Raw genomic sequence first — 15,037 nt, 5'->3', positions numbered from 1 at the left:
CGGTGGACCGTACGGGGGTACGCCGGGCGCGCCTCTTGCTATCGGGCTGTCCCACAGCAGAGCATGTGCCCTGTGGGCGACCTGTTGACCGAGCGCGCTGTGCTCGGCGTCATCGCGACCCTGGCCGTTCTGGGCCTCTTCGTGATGCTGTGCCGCGCTCGACGAGTCAGCACCTCCGTCGAGGATGCTGTGATGGACATGCTCGACCGCATGTCCAGGGCGTCGAGCGACCTCCGCGCGGGCCTGACCGAGGAGGCCGCGAACAAGGCCACGCCTCACCTGCGCGAGATGCTGCGGTGCGTAGCGGTCGCCATCACCGACGAAGAAGGCACCGTCCTGTCGTGGGACGGCGGCGCGAACGACCACTACGAGTACCTCCGCGACACGGTCGCCCGTGCCATCAACAACTGCCACAAGGAACACGTCGACCACCGCAAGCTCGGCTGCGAACTGCAGGGTCCGTGCTCACTGCACAGCGTTGTTGTCGTTCCGCTGGTTGTCGAGGGTGACGTGGCCGGAACGCTGATCGTGGTCTCCGGCGTCGCCTCGAAGCGCCAGATCCGGATGGCCGAGGAGACCGCCCGCTTCGTCTCCACGCAGCTGGAGCTGGAGGTCGTCCAGAAGCAGCGGCAGGCCCTCGCCCAGGCCGAGGTGAAGGCCCTGCGAGCGCAGATCTCGCCGCACTTCGTCTACAACGCCCTGAACACGATCTCCTCGCTGATCCGCACGGACCCCGCGCACGCCCGTGAGCTGCTGCAGGAGTTCGCGGAGTTCACCCGTTACTCGTTCCGCACCGACGGCTTGTTCACGACCCTCGCCGATGAGTTGACCAACATCCATCGCTACCTGACCATCGAACAGGCCCGCTACGGCTCGCGGCTGAACGTCCGCCTGCGCATCGCGCCCGAGGTGTTGCAGGTCGTCCTGCCGTTCCTGGTGCTCCAGCCGTTGGTCGAGAACGCGGTCCGCCACGGCCTGGCCAAGAAGCCCGGCGGCGGCATGCTCACCATCACCGCCGAGGACAACGGCAGCGAGGCCCTGATCAGCGTCGAGGACGACGGCGTCGGCATGGACCCGGACCGCCTCGACGACATCAAGGACGCCCACCAGACCGGCGCGCACGTCGGCATCGGCAACATCAACGACCGCATGCGCACGGTGTTCGGCGTCGAGTACGCCCTGGTCGTGGAGACGGCGCCGGACGCGGGGACCAAGGTCATCCTCAAGGTGCCGAAGTTCGCCCGGAACGTGCTGCCGAACCTGAACATCGGGTCCCAGATGACGGACGAACCGATGACGAACGAGCAGCCCGCGATCCGCGCCTGACGCAGCCCCGTGTAGTTGCACGTACAACCATGCTCAACCCAGGCGTGGAACGTGCCGATTGTGGTGTTGACCAATGAACAGCCGGCGCTCCCCGCAGGTCGAGGCCGGCCGCGAGTTAAGGGCAACATCAATTGCAGGAACAACAAGCACCCGAGCGCGTCCGCGTCTGCATCAAGTGCACTGCGAAGGGCTTCAGCAGCTGCAAGTGCTGAGCGCGGCACCGCAGGTCAGCGTGCTGCAACCGCCAAAGTCGTGATCAGCACGACGGCGCACACGCTCCAGCTCACCCACATCCAGTAGATGTGCATCGGCGTCGGTCCGGCGGCGTTCTGCCGGCCCCGGTCGTCCCACCACTCGACATAGCGTTCGAGCCAGCGGATCGGGTTGAACGTCACCCATCGAACCTAGCAGCGCACGACGTGTTTTAGGTCACGCGGGGGCCCTGCGTTTCCTCGTGGGAAACGCAGGGCTCCCGCGCGGCGGCGAAACGCACGTACTGTCGAGTACATGAGCGTCACGGACAAGATCGCGGCCCGGCTCCCGAGGGTCATGGACCGGGGTGAGCGGCCTCCGGTCGTCGCGGCGGTGCGGTTGCACGGGGTCATCACCCCGCAGTCCTCGCCGGTCACCCGCAACACGATCAGCCTCCAGAACGTCGAGTCGGCGATCAACCGCGCGTTCGACAACGAGCGCCTGATCGCCGTGGCTCTGCTCATCAACTCTCCTGGTGGCGCGCCCACCCAGAGCGCCTTGATCGCCGAGCGGATCCGGGAACTCGCCACCAAGAAGCACGTGCCGGTGCTCGCGTTCTGCGAGGACGTGGCGGCGTCCGGTGGCTACTGGCTGGCGTGCGCGGCGGACGAGATCTACGCGCACGGCACGAGCCTCGTCGGCTCTATCGGCGTGGTGAGCGCGGGCTTCGGGCTCAACGGCCTGCTGGACAAGGCCGGCGTCGAGCGCCGCGTCTACACGGCCGGGGAGAACAAGGTCAGGCTCGACCCGTTCCAGGCCGAGAAGCAGGAAGACGTCGAGTGGCTGAAGGGCCTGCACGCCGATCTGCACGAGCAGTTCAAGGCGTGGGTGACCGAGCGCCGCGGCGCCAAGCTGAAGACCGAGGAAGACCTCTTCAGCGGCGAGATCTGGACCGGTGCCAAGGCCCAGCAGCTGGGCCTCGTCGACGGCATCGGCACCATCCGGAGCGTCATCGCCAAGCGGTTCCCGGACGCCGAGCTGACCGTCGCCGAGCCGAAGAAGCCGTTGCTGGCCAAGCTCGGGCTCGCGGCCGCGTCCACCCGATCGGGCGATCTCGTGACGCAGGTGCTCGCGAGCATCGAGGAACGTGCTCGCTGGTCCCGATTCGGGCTGTGAGCATCAGTTCGGTTTCACAGGGCGTGTCGAGTCAACGCGTGACGTAGACATGACCGCACATTGATGGGCAAGATGCCCGACACAGTGAGTACCCAAGAAAACGCCGGTCTCCTCGTCCTCGCAGTCGATGACGAGGCTCCTGGCCTGAACGAGATCAAGTTCCTGCTCGAGAGCAGCCCCCAGGTCCGGCGGGTGCTGACGGCGTTCGACGCCGCCGAGGCACTGCGCATCCTGAGGGGCGACTACGAGCAGGAGGTCATGGCGAGGACCAAGGCCGGCCTGCCGCCGGTCGACGCGGTGTTCGCGGACATCAACATGCCCGGGTTGTCCGGCATGGATCTCGCACGGGTGCTCAGTGCGTTCAGGTACCCGCCGGCGCTCGTTTTCGTGACAGGCGTGGAGGAACGCGACGCGCTCGTCACGGCGTTCGACGTCGGCGCGCTCGACTTCATCAACAAGCCGATCAACGAAGAGCGCGTCCTCAAGGCGATCTCGCGGGTCGCCGACCGGGTGGGACGCACGTCCGTGCCGACCGCCGCGCCGACGCCCACGGCTCAGAACCCCGCCGAACCGACCGACGACGAGGTCATCCCCGTCGAGCTCGGCGGCACGATCAAGCTCGTGCCGCGCGCGACCGTGCGGTACGTCGAGGCCCAGGGCGACTACGCCCGGCTGCACACCCACGACGGCAGCCACCTGGTGCGCATTCCGCTCGCACAGCTCGAAGAACGCTGGGCGAACGCCGGGTTCGTGCGCATCCACCGGTCGTACCTCGTCGCGCTGCCGTTGGTGAGCGAGCTGCGGATGACGGCGAACGGGTACGCGGTGGTCATCGGCACAGGTGATGGCGCCAAGGAGCTCCCGGTCAGCCGCCGGCACACCAAGGAGCTCAAGGAACGGATCGTCCGACCGCCGAAGAGCGGCTGGTGAGCAGGCACGACGCGGGAAAGCCCGAGCAGGCCGCCCGCGAGGCCTGGCTCGGTGAGCAGGCCCGCAAACCACGCAGGCGCAGGGTCGTGCTCGCGGACTCGACCAAGCAGCGCGGCAAGGCGCTGCGCACGATCATCGAGCTGGAAGAGCAGACCAGCGTCGGTGAGAAGTTGGTTCGCGACCTCATCAAGCAGCAGCTCAAGTCCGCGTTCGGGCTCGCCTTCGCGGTCCTGATCGGCATGTGCCTGCTGCCGATCACCTTCTACCTGTTTCCGCAGATCGGGGATCTGAAGATCCTCGGCATCGGCATCCCCTGGCTCGTGCTCGGTCTCGCGCCCTTCCCGATCCTCTACGGGGTCGGGTGGATGTTCCGCAGGCAGGCCGAACGGCACGAGCGCGACTTCGTGAACATGGTCGACCGCTGACGTGAACGCCACCATCTGGAGCCTCAGCGCCATCCTCGCCGTTGCGGCCGTGACCTTCCTGCTCGGGTACGTCGGGTCCCGCAAGGCGAACACGACCCCGGACTTCCTGGTGGCGCGCCGGGCGATTCCGGCCACCCGCAACGCCGCCGCGATCTCCGGCGAGTACCTGTCCGCGGCGTCGTTCCTCGGCGTGGCCGGGCTCGTGCTCAAGGACGGCGTCGACGCGCTCTGGTACCCGATCGGCTTCACGGCCGGGTATCTCGCGTTGCTGTTGTTCGTCGCCGCACCGCTGCGCCGCTCCGGCGCGTACACGTTGCCGGACTTCGCCGAGGCCAGGCTGGGGTCGGTGAACGTGCGGCACTTCAGCACGTTCTTCGTCGTGTGCATCGGCGTGCTGTACCTGGTGCCGCAGCTGCAGTCCGCGGGTCTGACGCTGACCACGATCACCGGCCTGCCCGCGTGGTTCGGCGGCCTGATCGTCACGGTCATCGTCGTGATCAACGTGCTCGGCGGCGGCATGCGCGCGATCACGCTGGTGCAGGCGTTCCAGTACTGGGGCAAGCTCTTCGCGATCGCCGCGCCCACGTTCGTGCTCTTCGTGGTGTTCCTCGCCTCGCCGGACCGCGGCACGCAGTCGGTCAGCGACGACGGCGTGGTGCGCTTCCCGCAGACCGAGAAGATCACCGTGGCCGAGCAGGTGGTCAAGGTCCGCGTCGACGAGCCGCTGACGCTGAAGGTGCACGGCAAGATCGACGGCAGGGACGCGGACGGCGCGGTGTTCTGGGGCCGCGGCGTCTACGAGCTGAGCCCCGGCACGACCATGGAGTTCACCGCGGGCAGCCCGGTCCCGGTGGTCGAGGGCTCGCCGACGACCAACCACGACTGGTCGCGGCCGCAGACCGGCGGTATCTCCGAGCTGCTCAGGACGTACTCGCTGATCTTCGCGACGTTCCTCGGCACGATGGGCCTGCCGCACGTCCTGGTCCGCTTCTACACCAACCCGGACGGCAAGGCGGCCCGCCGCACGGCGTTGCACGTGCTCTACCTGCTGGGCCTGTTCTACATCTTCCCGACGGTGCTGGGCGTGCTGTCCCGGCTGTACCTGCCGCAGCTGCTGGTGAACGGCAAGACGGACGCGGCGGTGCTGATGCTGCCGGAGACGATGCTGCCGAACCTGGGCGGCCAGATCGTCGGCGCGATCGTCGCCGCGGGGGCGTTCGCGGCGTTCCTGTCGACCTCGTCCGGGCTCGTCGTGTCCGTCGCCGGGGTCGTTTCGACGGACATCATGCCGGGCAAGGTTCGTGACTTCCGGTGGGCAACGGTGTTCACCGGACTCGTCGCGATCGGTCTTGCGCTGCTGTTGCCGCGCTCCGATGCGTCACTGACGGTGGCCATGTCGTTCGCGCTCGCCGCGTCGACCTTCTGCCCGCTGCTCGTGCTCGGCATTTGGTGGCGCGGACTCACCTGGGTGGGCGCGGTGTGCGGGCTCGTGGTCGGCGGCGGCATGGTGATCACCGCTCAGGCGGTGAGCGTCGTCAGCTCCTACACCGGCCGCTGGGCGCCCGCGTTCATCACCCAACCTGCGCTGATCACGGTTCCGCTGGCGTTCATGACCATGATCGTGGTCAGCAAGGCGACGCGCAGACGTGCCCCCGCGGACGTCAACCAGATCCTGCTGAGACTGCACGCGCCGGACCCGCTGGGGTTCATCCGCGACCGCGACATCGCGCGCTTCGGCACGGCCGAGGAGAAGGCCAGGATGGCCGAGGACAAGCGCAGGGGAGCTGGTCGCACACGGTGAGTAACCACCGTTTCAAATGGGTGAAAATTGGTCACTCGAATCGGTGAACGGTGATTGCGGTCACGCAGAGTGCTGTTCGTCTACGCATACTGACCGTTCGTCGCATCACCCGACTGCTGGGCGCAACGGCACGAACGGAGTCTTACCTGAGTGACTCAAGTCTCCATACGGTTCCTGACCAAGAACAGGACCGCACCTGGAGGCATTACGTGCACGTCACGTTGCTGACACCTACGACGAGTACCGCGAGGAGGGGACTGTGAGCACCGTTGAGCACACCCCATCTGAGTCGGCCCCAGACGCGCAGAAGTGGGTCGACGTCCAAGCGAGCGATGACTTCGCCGAGCTGAGGCACCGACTGCGCAAGTTCGTATTCCCCGTCTCCGGTCTGTTCCTCGCGTGGTACCTGCTGTACGTGCTGCTCGCGGACTACGCGCACGGCTTCATGTCCACCAAGGTGATCGGCAACATCAACGTCGGGCTCATCTTCGGCCTGCTGCAGTTCGTGTCGACGTTCGTCATCACGACGCTGTACGTGCGGCACGCCAACAAGAACCTCGACCCGCTGGCGGAGAAGCTCCGCGAGGAGATCGAGGGAGACGGCAAGTGAACGAGTCCAGCCCGATCCTCAACATCAGCATCTTCGGTGTCTTCGTCCTGATCACGCTGTTCGTGGTCATCCGGGCGAGCCGCAACACCAAGACCGCTGCCGACTACCTCGCCGCCGGCCGCGCCTTCACCGGCCCGCAGAACGGCATCGCGATCGCGGGCGACTACCTGTCCGCCGCGTCGTTCCTCGGCATCGCGGGCGCCATCGCCCTCAACGGCTACGACGGCTTCCTGTACTCGATCGGCTTCCTGGTGGCGTGGCTCGTCGCGCTGCTGCTGGTCGCCGAACTGCTGCGCAACACCGGCAAGTACACGATGGGTGACGTGCTGAGCTTCCGGATGCGCCAGCGTCCGGTCCGCGCCGCCGCCGCCACGTCGACGATGGCCGTGTCGTTCTTCTACCTGCTGGCCCAGATGGCCGGTGCCGGTGGTCTCGTCGCTCTGCTGCTCGGCATCACGGGCACCGGTGGCCAGGCACTCGTCATCGCCGTCGTCGGCGCCCTGATGATCGCCTACGTCCTCATCGGCGGCATGAAGGGCACCACCTGGGTGCAGATCATCAAGGCGGTCCTGCTGATCGCCGGTGCGGGCATCATGACCCTCTGGGTGCTCGGCATGTACAAGTTCAACCTGTCGTCGCTGCTCGGTGCCGCCGTCGACAACGCGCCGAAGGCGGGCGAGAAGCTGCTCGGCCCCGGACTCGCGTACGGCAAGAACGGCACCACGAAGCTCGACTTCCTGTCGCTGGCTCTCGCCCTGGTGCTCGGCACCGCGGGTCTGCCGCACATCCTGATGCGCTTCTACACCGTGCCCACGGCGAAGGAAGCCCGTCGCTCGGTCGTGTGGGCCATCTGGCTGATCGGCATCTTCTACCTGTTCACGCTGGTCCTGGGCTACGGCGCCGGTGCGCTCGTGGGTCCGGACACGATCAACGCGGCACCCGGCAAGGCCAACTCGGCCGCCCCGCTGCTCGCGCTGGAACTGGGTGGCCCGATCCTGCTCGGCCTGATCGCGGCGGTGGCGTTCGCGACGATCCTCGCGGTCGTGGCCGGTCTGACGATCACCGCGTCGGCGTCGTTCGCCCACGACATCTACGCCAACATCATCAAGAAGGGCAAGGAGGAGGACAAGGACTCCGAGGTCAAGGTCGCCCGTCTCACCGCGATCGTGATCGGCCTCGTGTCCATCGGTGGTGGCATCATCGCCAACGGCCAGAACATCGCGTTCCTCGTGGCGCTGGCGTTCGCGGTCGCCGCCTCGGCGAACCTGCCGACGATCCTCTACTCGCTGTTCTGGAAGAGGTTCAACACCTCGGGCGCGCTGTGGAGCATCTACGGCGGTCTGGCAGTGACGATCACGCTGATCGTCCTGTCGCCGGCGGTCTCCGGTCAGCCGACGTCGATGTTCAAGAACGCCGACTTCGCGCTCTTCCCGCTGTCGAACCCCGGCATCGTGTCGATCCCGGTCGCGTTCCTGCTCGGCTACCTCGGCACGATCCTCTCCAAGGAGAAGGCCGACTCGGTCAAGCAGGCCGAGATGGAGGTCCGCTCCCTCACCGGTGCGGGCGCCGAGAAGGCCACCGCGCACTAGCCCGCAACAGCCTCCATGGGGGGCACATTCATGGACCTCACGTCCATGAATGTGCCCCCCATGGCTTTTCGGAGGGGTGCAACCCTGCCGGGGCCGGCCGCGTATTGAACGCGAACGCAGCACGAGCATGGGGGACCGGAGTGCGACGAGACGAGGAGTTCTCGGAGTTCTTCACGAGCAGATTCGACTGGGCGCGGCGCACGGCATACGCCTTGTGCGGTGACTGGTCGGAGGCGGAAGAGCTGGCGCAGAACGCGTTCGTGAAGGCGTACGCGAAGTGGCCGAGCATCAGGCGCGAAACGGCGGAGGGCTATGTCCGCCAGATCGTGACGCGCCTGTTCCTCGACAGCAGGCGCCGCGGCCGCGACCGCGTGAGCCCTGTCGCCGAACTGCCCGAACACGGGGTGGCCGGTGGTTTCACCGATCCCGACGCCAAGTTGAACGCGGCGCTGCTGCAGGTGCCGCCGAAGCAACGGGCTGCGCTGGTGCTGCGGTTCGTGCACGACCTGTCCATCGAGCAGACGGCTGCTGAGCTGGGCTGTTCGCTGGGCAACGTCAAAAGTCAGACAGCCAGAGGTTTGGCGGCGCTCCGCGAGGCGTACGGCGAGCCGGTCAACTCGGAGTGTGCCTGATGAACATCGAAGACGAGCTGCGCGGAGCTCTCGACGTACCCGCGCCGCCTCCCACGACAACTCTGGACCACGTGCTCAAGCGCGGCCGTCGCCGGGTGTTCGCCCGACGTGCGGGCGCGATGCTCGGTGTGGTGGCGGCGGTCGCCGGCATCGGCATCGGCGTCACGACGCTGAACCACGTGGCCTTGGAACACGCGCCCGCGGACCGGCTGAACGAGACCCCCGCCACCGTGGAGCGCACGCTGGACTGGCCGCGGGTCAACACACCGGCCCGGACTCCGTACGGGACATGGACGCCTGCAGCAAGCGCGCCACCGCCTGCCGGTCGCCCAGCGGCACCGATTCCGTTGTGCAACGCGACGGATCCCAAGAACGGGTTCGGGCTCAGTGCGGAGCCGCTGTCCGCCAAGTCCGTCGACGCCTGGCTCGATCTGGTGCGGCGGGCGCTGCCGGAGATGACCATCGCGCCAGGCCACTCCAACGAGTTCGCCATCGAGTTCGACGTGACCGACTCCGGCGGGACCGGCGGCATCAGAATCCTCGCGGGCAGGCCAATCGGTACCCCGCAGTCGAATGCGGACGACGGGCTCTGGGCCGGCGACTGCGAACCGGCCAGGCGGCTGACCCGCGCCGACGGCACGATCATGCAGTTGCACGGTGTGCGGCCGGTCGAGCCGTTCCTGACGCTCAAGCAGGTGCTGCAGGTGTACCGCAAGGATGGTCTGTACGTGCAGCTCGAACTGCTCAACTTCGGCACCCCGGACCTGGCTCCCGCCCCGGATCAGCCGGGATTCATCCGCACCGGGCCTGGTCGCGCCAATCTGCCGCTGACCGAGGAACAGTTCGCGAGGCTCGGGCCCATCATCGCGGAGGTGGCCTGAGGGTGTGCCGTGCCGGAGGCTCACGTCCGTGCAACCTCCGGCATGGCAACATCTAGGGCGTGACTGTTCCAAGCGTGGAGATCGCTGACGTTCCCGCCGTGCTGCCGGAAGACGCCGTCCTGCTGGACGTGCGCGAGCAGGACGAGTGGGACGCGGGCCATGCGCCCGGCGCGCTGCACATCCCGATGAGCGAAATCGGTGGCCGGCTCGCCGAGGTGCCGAACGACGTGCAGCTCTACGTCGTGTGCCGTGCCGGTGGCCGCTCCGCCAGGGTGACCCAGTACCTCAACGAGAACGGCTGGGAGGCCGTCAACGTCGAGGGCGGCATGCAGCACTGGGACGCGTCGGGTCGCCCGCTCGAGGGTGGCGTCGACGGCATGGAACCCGAGGTCATCTGATCGTGCAGCCGTTGCAGCCGATGCGCGTGGACTGGGTGGCGACTCCGCCACCCGGTGCGTACCCGCAGCCCTCGCGGCGGTCGCAGCGGCTGTCCTACGGCGGTCCGCCGAACTACCCGGCCCCGCCGCGCTGGGGTTTCCCGCTGCTGGCGTGGCGCTGGCCGACGGCCGTGTCCGGTGCGGTCGAGCAGGCCGACTCGGTCGACAACGTGCGCCGACTCGGCAAGACCGCGCAGAACTCGCTCTGGGTGCTCGCCGCCGTCGCCGTGTGGGCCGCGGGGTCCGAGATCTGGCGGTACGTGCTGCTCGCGCTGAGCCGGTTCGGCGCCCTCGACGCGAACCTGGTCGCTGCCTCGGACGCCATGGTGGTGTCCTCCGCGGCCATCATGTTCGTCGGGTGGCTGGTGGCGCTGGTGCTCACCGTGCTGTGGGTGCGGCGTGCGCGGAACGTGGCCGCTGATCTCGTGGGCTACGGGCCGTCCCGTTCAGGCGTGAAGTCGCTCCTGCTGCTGCTCGTGCCCTTCGTCAACCTTGTCGTGCCGGGCTCGGTGCTCGCCGAGCTGGAACACGCGGTGGTGCGCCGCCCCGTGGACGAACGCCCCCGGCCGTCGAAGCTGGTGCGCTGGTGGTGGGGCTTCTGGGTCGCCAGCGGGGTGATGTTCTGGGTCATCGTGCTGTGGCGGAACCTGACCGAGAGCACCCAGGCGTTGGCGGACGGCGTGCTCCTGCACACGGTCGACGACCTGTTGATGGCCTGCGTCGCGGTGACCACGGCGCTGGTCGTCCGGCGGATCACCACGCTGCTGCTGCCGGTCGACGCCGCATCCGTGCGGCTGATGCGGGTGCTCGAGGTGAAGGACGCCCCCCGACCGCCGCTGCGGTCGTTCCGCGCGTCCGGCTCGCCGCGCTGATCTGTTCAGCCGACGTTCGTACGCACGGACCTTCCCGGCGTTTCCGGTCAGTGCCAGGTTGGACTGATGCGGACACTCATCGGGGCACTGGTGATCGCAATGGCCACACCAGGCGTCGCTCAGGCGCACCACCGTGAATTCGACCTCCAGGCGCACCGCGGCGGCATCGGCCTGACCGTGGAGAGCACGCTCAAGGCGTTCGGCAAGGCGCTCGAACTCGGCGTGACGACCCTGGAGCTCGATCTCCAGATCACGAAGGACGGCCGTGAGGTCATCACCCACGACCGCAAGACGAACCCGGCGAAGTGCCTCGACACGGCACCCGCGTTCCCCGGCGACCCGGAGTTCCCCTACGCCGGCAAGTACGTGAAGGACCTGACGTTCGCCCAGGTGCGGACGTTGGACTGCGGCAGCACGCGCTGGTCGCAGTACCCGGACCAGGAACTCTCGCCGGGCGCCCGGATGCCCACCCTGGCCGAGCTCTTCGACCTGGCCCGCAGGCACCGCGCGTGGGGCATCCGCTTCAACATCGAGACCAAGGTCGAGGCCGCCGCGCCGCACGAGACCGCGCCGCGCGAGCAGTTCGTGCAGCGCGCGGTCCGCGAGATCCGCCGGTCCGGTTTCCTGTCCAACGTGACCATCCAGTCGTTCGACTGGGGCACCTTGATGCGGTTGCGCGAGGTCGAACCGCGCATCCCGTTGGTGGCGCTGACGCAACCGGAGTTCCTGCGGCCCGGCTCGCCGTGGACCGGTGGGCTGAACCTGGACGACTTCGGTGGCAGCGTTGCGAAAGCGGTGAAGAGCTTCGGCGCGAAGGCCCTGTCCCCGGTGCACACGATGACCACGAAGGAACTGGTCACCGAAGCCCACGGACAGGGCCTCGCCGTCATCCCGTGGACCGTGGACGAACAGTCACGGATGCACGAGATGATCGACACCGGGATCGACGGTCTGATCACCGACTACCCGGATCGGTTGCGGAAGGTGTTGAAGGAGCGCGGTTTCAAGCTCCCCAAGCGTTATCCGCGGCGCTAGTTGATCGCGACGGGGTCGGCGGAGTGGTCGCCGGTCTGCAGACCACCGCGCTGTCCGGTGGAGATTCCGCACAACGCCGCCTCGTTGAGGCTGGCTGCCGCAGCCTGTGCCGAGGACAGCGAGTTGCCCGCGGCCTGACCGTCGATCGTGACCGCGCTCGGGTACAGCGAGCTGTCGGCCTCACGGCAGACGAGCACGATCACCTTGAAGGTCCTCGGGTTCGTGTACTCGAGGTTCTTCGTCTCACCGTTCGCGAGCGTGATCTGCGCAGGAAGGCCGGCGGCCTTCGCGTAGCCGGCCGGCACGGTGGTCTCGTCGATCGTGTAGGTGCCCGGCGTCAGGTTCGTGAACGGCGGCTGGCAGACACCAGCGGCGTCGGTGGTGCAGGTGGCCACGATGCCGTTCGCGTTGGACAGCGTGAAGACCGCGCCCGCGACGGGCGCGCCGGTGTCGTCCTTCTTCAGCACGTTCGCAGTCGCCGGCCGCGCGGGGTTGGTGAACGTCAGTTGCAGGTTCTCGCCCGCCGCGACGGTGAAGTTCAGCTTCGGCAGGCTCGGATCCTTGTCGTAGCCGGCCGGGACCGTTGTCTCGTCGAGTGAGTAGATGCCGACGGGCACGTTGGTGAACGTCGGGGTGCACGCGCCGCTCGCCTGCACGGTGCAGGTGCCGGCGATCGTGCCGGTGAGGTCGGGGCCGTTGTACAGCGTGAAAACGGCGCCGACCTGGCTGCCGCCGTCACTGCCGAGCTTGGTGACGGAGACGGAACCGCAGTTGCGGATGTTGACGTTGCCCGGCCCGACCAGGTCCTTCATCTGCGCGGTCGACGACTGGCCGGAGCTGCGGCTGACGGCGTAGGCCTTGCCGAAGCCCTCGCACACGCCAGGAGAGAAGACACCGGCGGCGGTCAGGTTGATGACGGCTTCACCGAACTCGTTCAGGCCGAGCGTCTCGGTCGTCGGCGCGACGGTGTCCTGCGCGGTCGAGTTGACATTGACGGCCGCCTCAGCGGAGCCGCTGGACAGGGTGTTCGCCACACCCCAGCACGGCGGGGAGTTGCTGCCGACCTCGCACGAGCCGGAGGTGATCCAGCGGGACAGCTTCAGCGCCGGGATGTCGGCGCCGCCCTCGAAGTCGTAGACGATCAGCATGTCGCCTGGGGTCCGCTGCACCAGGCCGGAGGTACCGGCACAAGCGGTGGTGCCCTTGTTGAACTCGAAGGCCACGTGCGCGGACGGTGAGGTTGTGTTCTGCGGGATGCGGACCCACGCCAGCGTCAGGAACACGTTGCCGTTGACGGTCTTGCTCGCGACGTAGACGCGTTTGAGATCGTCCTTGTTGGACGCCTTCTGGGTGCCGACGGTCGGACAGACGTGGTCCTGCTTGGTGCCACCGGCGAAGCCCGAGTCCGAAGTGGACGCCTGGCGGTCCTCCAGGCCGGTGAAGGTCCAGCCGTTGGTGACCTTGGTCGCGGTTCTCAGCGGTGCGGTGCCGGTCCAGCCGGCCGGTGTGAAGCTGTTCCAGTCGAAGCTGATCGGAGCCTGCGGGACGAGGTTGGCGTCTTGGGCCTCGAACCCGGCGTTGGTGCTGATCGGTCCGGCTACCGCGACACCCGCGGGACCGAGCAGCCCGAGCACGAAGGCGGACACCGCGGCGCCCGCGATCATCAAACGTCTGCGCATGGTTTTCTCCACAGCGCCGGGACGTCTGTCGCGGTCCCCGCACCGTGCGCCGACGTCCAGTGGACGGGTTGGCGGCCGGGCGGGAGGGTTGGTGCAAGGCTCAACGGTCGAGCGGGGCCGAATCATGAGGGTAGACACGCAGGTCGGAGAACGCTCCCGCGCTGACTCATTCAAGGCCGATGTACTGGCCGAAGTGCTCGGGTCGGCCGGTCACGCTCCGTTGCCGAGGGGCAGTGAGTGCAGGCCGCGGATCACGAACTCCGCCCGCCGGTTGGGTTCCTCGGCCAGCACGGCGCCGGGCAGCTTGCGGTGCAACGAGGACAGCGCCGCCTCCACCTCGATGCGGGCCAGCGGCGCACCCAGGCAGTAGTGGATGCCCATGCCGAACCCGAGGTGCTGGTTCTTCTCGCGGCCGACGTCGAGCGTGTCCGGGTTTTCGAAGACCAACGGGTCGCGTGCGGCGGCACCGAGCAGTGCGGCGATCTTCTCGCCGGGCTCGATGACGTGACCGGCGATCTCCACGCGTTCGGTCGCCGTGCGTTCGAAGAGCTGCAACGGCGAGTCGTAACGGATGAGCTCCTCCACGGCGGTGGGCATCACCGACGGCGAGAGGCGTTCCCACTGCGAACGGTGCTGCATCAGCGCGTAGACGCCGTTGCCGATGACGTTCACCGTCGCTTCGTGGCCCGCCATCAGCAGCAGCACCGCGGTGGCGACCAGTTCGTCCTCGGTGAGCCGTGCGCCGTCGGTGTCGGTGACCGCGACCAGGTCGGAGACGAGGTCCGAGCCGGGGTTCTTGCGGCGCAACGCGATCAGCTCGCGCAGGTAGGCGACGAACTCGGTGGCGGCGCGTTCGGCGACCTGCTGCTGTTCGGCGGGCAGGCCGTACTCGTACATCTTCACGATGGAGTTCGACCACGGTTGCAGCAGGTAGCGGTCCTGACCGGGGACACCGAGCAGCTCGGCGATCACCTCGACCGGCAGCGGTGCGGCGACGTGGGCGAGCAGGTCGGCCTGACCCTGGTCCTCGATCTTCGCGACCAGTTCGTCGACGAGCCGGTCCGCCAGGTCGGCGACCCACGGGCGCAGGCGCTCGACGTGGCCGCGGCCGAACGCGGCGGCGACCAGGCGGCGCAGCCGGGTGTGCGTGGGCGGCTCGTTCTCCAGCAGCGAGTTGCGGTGCAGGAGGTTGAACGACATGAACTGCTCGACCGGCTTCACGTCCGACCAGATGCGGCCGAGCGAGCGGTGTCGCAGGACGGCCGAGCAGGCCGCGTGCGAGACGGCGACGGCGACACCCATCTGCTCGTGGTGATGCACCTCACCGGCTTCGCGCAGGGCGGCGAAGGCCGGGTACGGGTCGGCGATGAACACGGGATCGCGCTGGTCGAACGTCACAAGGCGGGACGGTAAGTCGCGATCGGCGTTTCGTCCACGCTCATTTGATTGATG

At 67.8% G+C, this 15,037-nt stretch carries 15 protein-coding genes; 12 read left to right on the top strand and 3 right to left on the bottom strand.

Going from position 1 to position 15,037, the window contains the following annotated elements; genetic code table 11:
• The first annotated feature begins 63 nt into the window (after window positions 1-63).
• On the top strand, window positions 64-1,326 hold the full coding sequence (locus G7043_RS22705) for a sensor histidine kinase (protein ID WP_166048543.1): 1,263 nt from the start codon (window positions 64-66) through the stop codon (window positions 1,324-1,326).
• A 227-nt stretch (window positions 1,327-1,553) separates the two neighbouring features.
• Here the strand turns inward: G7043_RS22705 and G7043_RS22700 are convergent, their stop codons facing one another.
• Window positions 1,554-1,721 (bottom strand): hypothetical protein, encoded by a 168-nt coding sequence (locus tag G7043_RS22700; RefSeq protein WP_166048541.1) that lies wholly within the window; start codon window positions 1,719-1,721, stop codon window positions 1,554-1,556.
• A gap of 112 nt (window positions 1,722-1,833) precedes the next feature.
• Between G7043_RS22700 and G7043_RS22695 the strand changes: the two genes are divergently transcribed.
• From G7043_RS22695 to G7043_RS22645, 11 genes are all read left to right on the top strand, one after another.
• The gene (locus G7043_RS22695) at window positions 1,834-2,694 is read left to right on the top strand and encodes a S49 family peptidase (protein WP_166048534.1); all 861 of its coding nucleotides are present in this window, start codon (window positions 1,834-1,836) and stop codon (window positions 2,692-2,694) included.
• Between the two features lie 63 nt (window positions 2,695-2,757).
• Window positions 2,758-3,624, top strand: a complete 867-nt coding sequence (locus G7043_RS22690) for a LytR/AlgR family response regulator transcription factor (RefSeq protein ID WP_166048532.1) — start codon at window positions 2,758-2,760, stop codon at window positions 3,622-3,624.
• The gene (locus G7043_RS22685; RefSeq protein WP_166048530.1) at window positions 3,621-4,049 is read left to right on the top strand and encodes a hypothetical protein; all 429 of its coding nucleotides are present in this window, start codon (window positions 3,621-3,623) and stop codon (window positions 4,047-4,049) included. The genes G7043_RS22690 and G7043_RS22685 overlap by 4 nt, the downstream gene beginning before the upstream one ends.
• A 1-nt stretch (window position 4,050) precedes the next feature.
• Entirely contained in the window at window positions 4,051-5,850 is a 1,800-nt protein-coding gene (locus tag G7043_RS22680) for a sodium/solute symporter (RefSeq protein ID WP_166048528.1), read from the top strand.
• A gap of 259 nt (window positions 5,851-6,109) precedes the next feature.
• A complete protein-coding gene (locus G7043_RS22675) occupies window positions 6,110-6,460 on the top strand; it encodes a DUF485 domain-containing protein (protein WP_166048526.1) in 351 nt (116 codons plus the stop codon).
• The gene (locus G7043_RS22670; protein ID WP_166048524.1) at window positions 6,457-8,049 is read left to right on the top strand and encodes a solute symporter family protein; all 1,593 of its coding nucleotides are present in this window, start codon (window positions 6,457-6,459) and stop codon (window positions 8,047-8,049) included. The genes G7043_RS22675 and G7043_RS22670 overlap by 4 nt, the downstream gene beginning before the upstream one ends.
• A 140-nt stretch (window positions 8,050-8,189) precedes the next feature.
• On the top strand, window positions 8,190-8,681 hold the full coding sequence (locus G7043_RS22665; RefSeq protein ID WP_166048522.1) for a SigE family RNA polymerase sigma factor: 492 nt from the start codon (window positions 8,190-8,192) through the stop codon (window positions 8,679-8,681).
• A complete protein-coding gene (locus tag G7043_RS22660; RefSeq protein ID WP_166048520.1) occupies window positions 8,681-9,562 on the top strand; it encodes a hypothetical protein in 882 nt (293 codons plus the stop codon). Before G7043_RS22665 ends, G7043_RS22660 begins: the two co-directional genes overlap by 1 nt.
• A 59-nt stretch (window positions 9,563-9,621) precedes the next feature.
• Window positions 9,622-9,960 carry a rhodanese-like domain-containing protein gene (locus G7043_RS22655; protein ID WP_166048518.1) on the top strand — a complete coding sequence of 113 codons (339 nt, stop codon included), beginning with the start codon at window positions 9,622-9,624 and terminating at the stop codon, window positions 9,958-9,960.
• Between the two features lie 2 nt (window positions 9,961-9,962).
• Window positions 9,963-10,871 (top strand): DUF4328 domain-containing protein, encoded by a 909-nt coding sequence (locus G7043_RS22650; protein ID WP_313888026.1) that lies wholly within the window; start codon window positions 9,963-9,965, stop codon window positions 10,869-10,871.
• A gap of 66 nt (window positions 10,872-10,937) precedes the next feature.
• Window positions 10,938-11,906 carry a glycerophosphodiester phosphodiesterase gene (locus G7043_RS22645; protein ID WP_166048516.1) on the top strand — a complete coding sequence of 323 codons (969 nt, stop codon included), beginning with the start codon at window positions 10,938-10,940 and terminating at the stop codon, window positions 11,904-11,906.
• On the opposite strand, the gene G7043_RS22640 is transcribed toward G7043_RS22645, so the two are convergent.
• Both G7043_RS22640 and G7043_RS22635 read right to left on the bottom strand, forming a co-directional pair.
• Window positions 11,903-13,585 carry an MSCRAMM family protein gene (locus G7043_RS22640; protein WP_166048514.1) on the bottom strand — a complete coding sequence of 561 codons (1,683 nt, stop codon included), beginning with the start codon at window positions 13,583-13,585 and terminating at the stop codon, window positions 11,903-11,905. The genes G7043_RS22645 and G7043_RS22640 overlap by 4 nt on opposite strands.
• A gap of 210 nt (window positions 13,586-13,795) precedes the next feature.
• Window positions 13,796-14,983, bottom strand: coding sequence for a cytochrome P450 (locus tag G7043_RS22635; protein ID WP_166048511.1), 1,188 nt, complete (start codon window positions 14,981-14,983; stop codon window positions 13,796-13,798).
• Window positions 14,984-15,037: the final 54 nt, after the last annotated feature.

It is taken from the genome of Lentzea alba (genome assembly GCF_011067745.1).
In the GTDB taxonomy this organism is placed as follows: Bacteria; Actinomycetota; Actinomycetes; order Mycobacteriales; family Pseudonocardiaceae; genus Lentzea; species Lentzea alba.
This window is presented reverse-complemented; position numbering and strand designations above follow the sequence as displayed.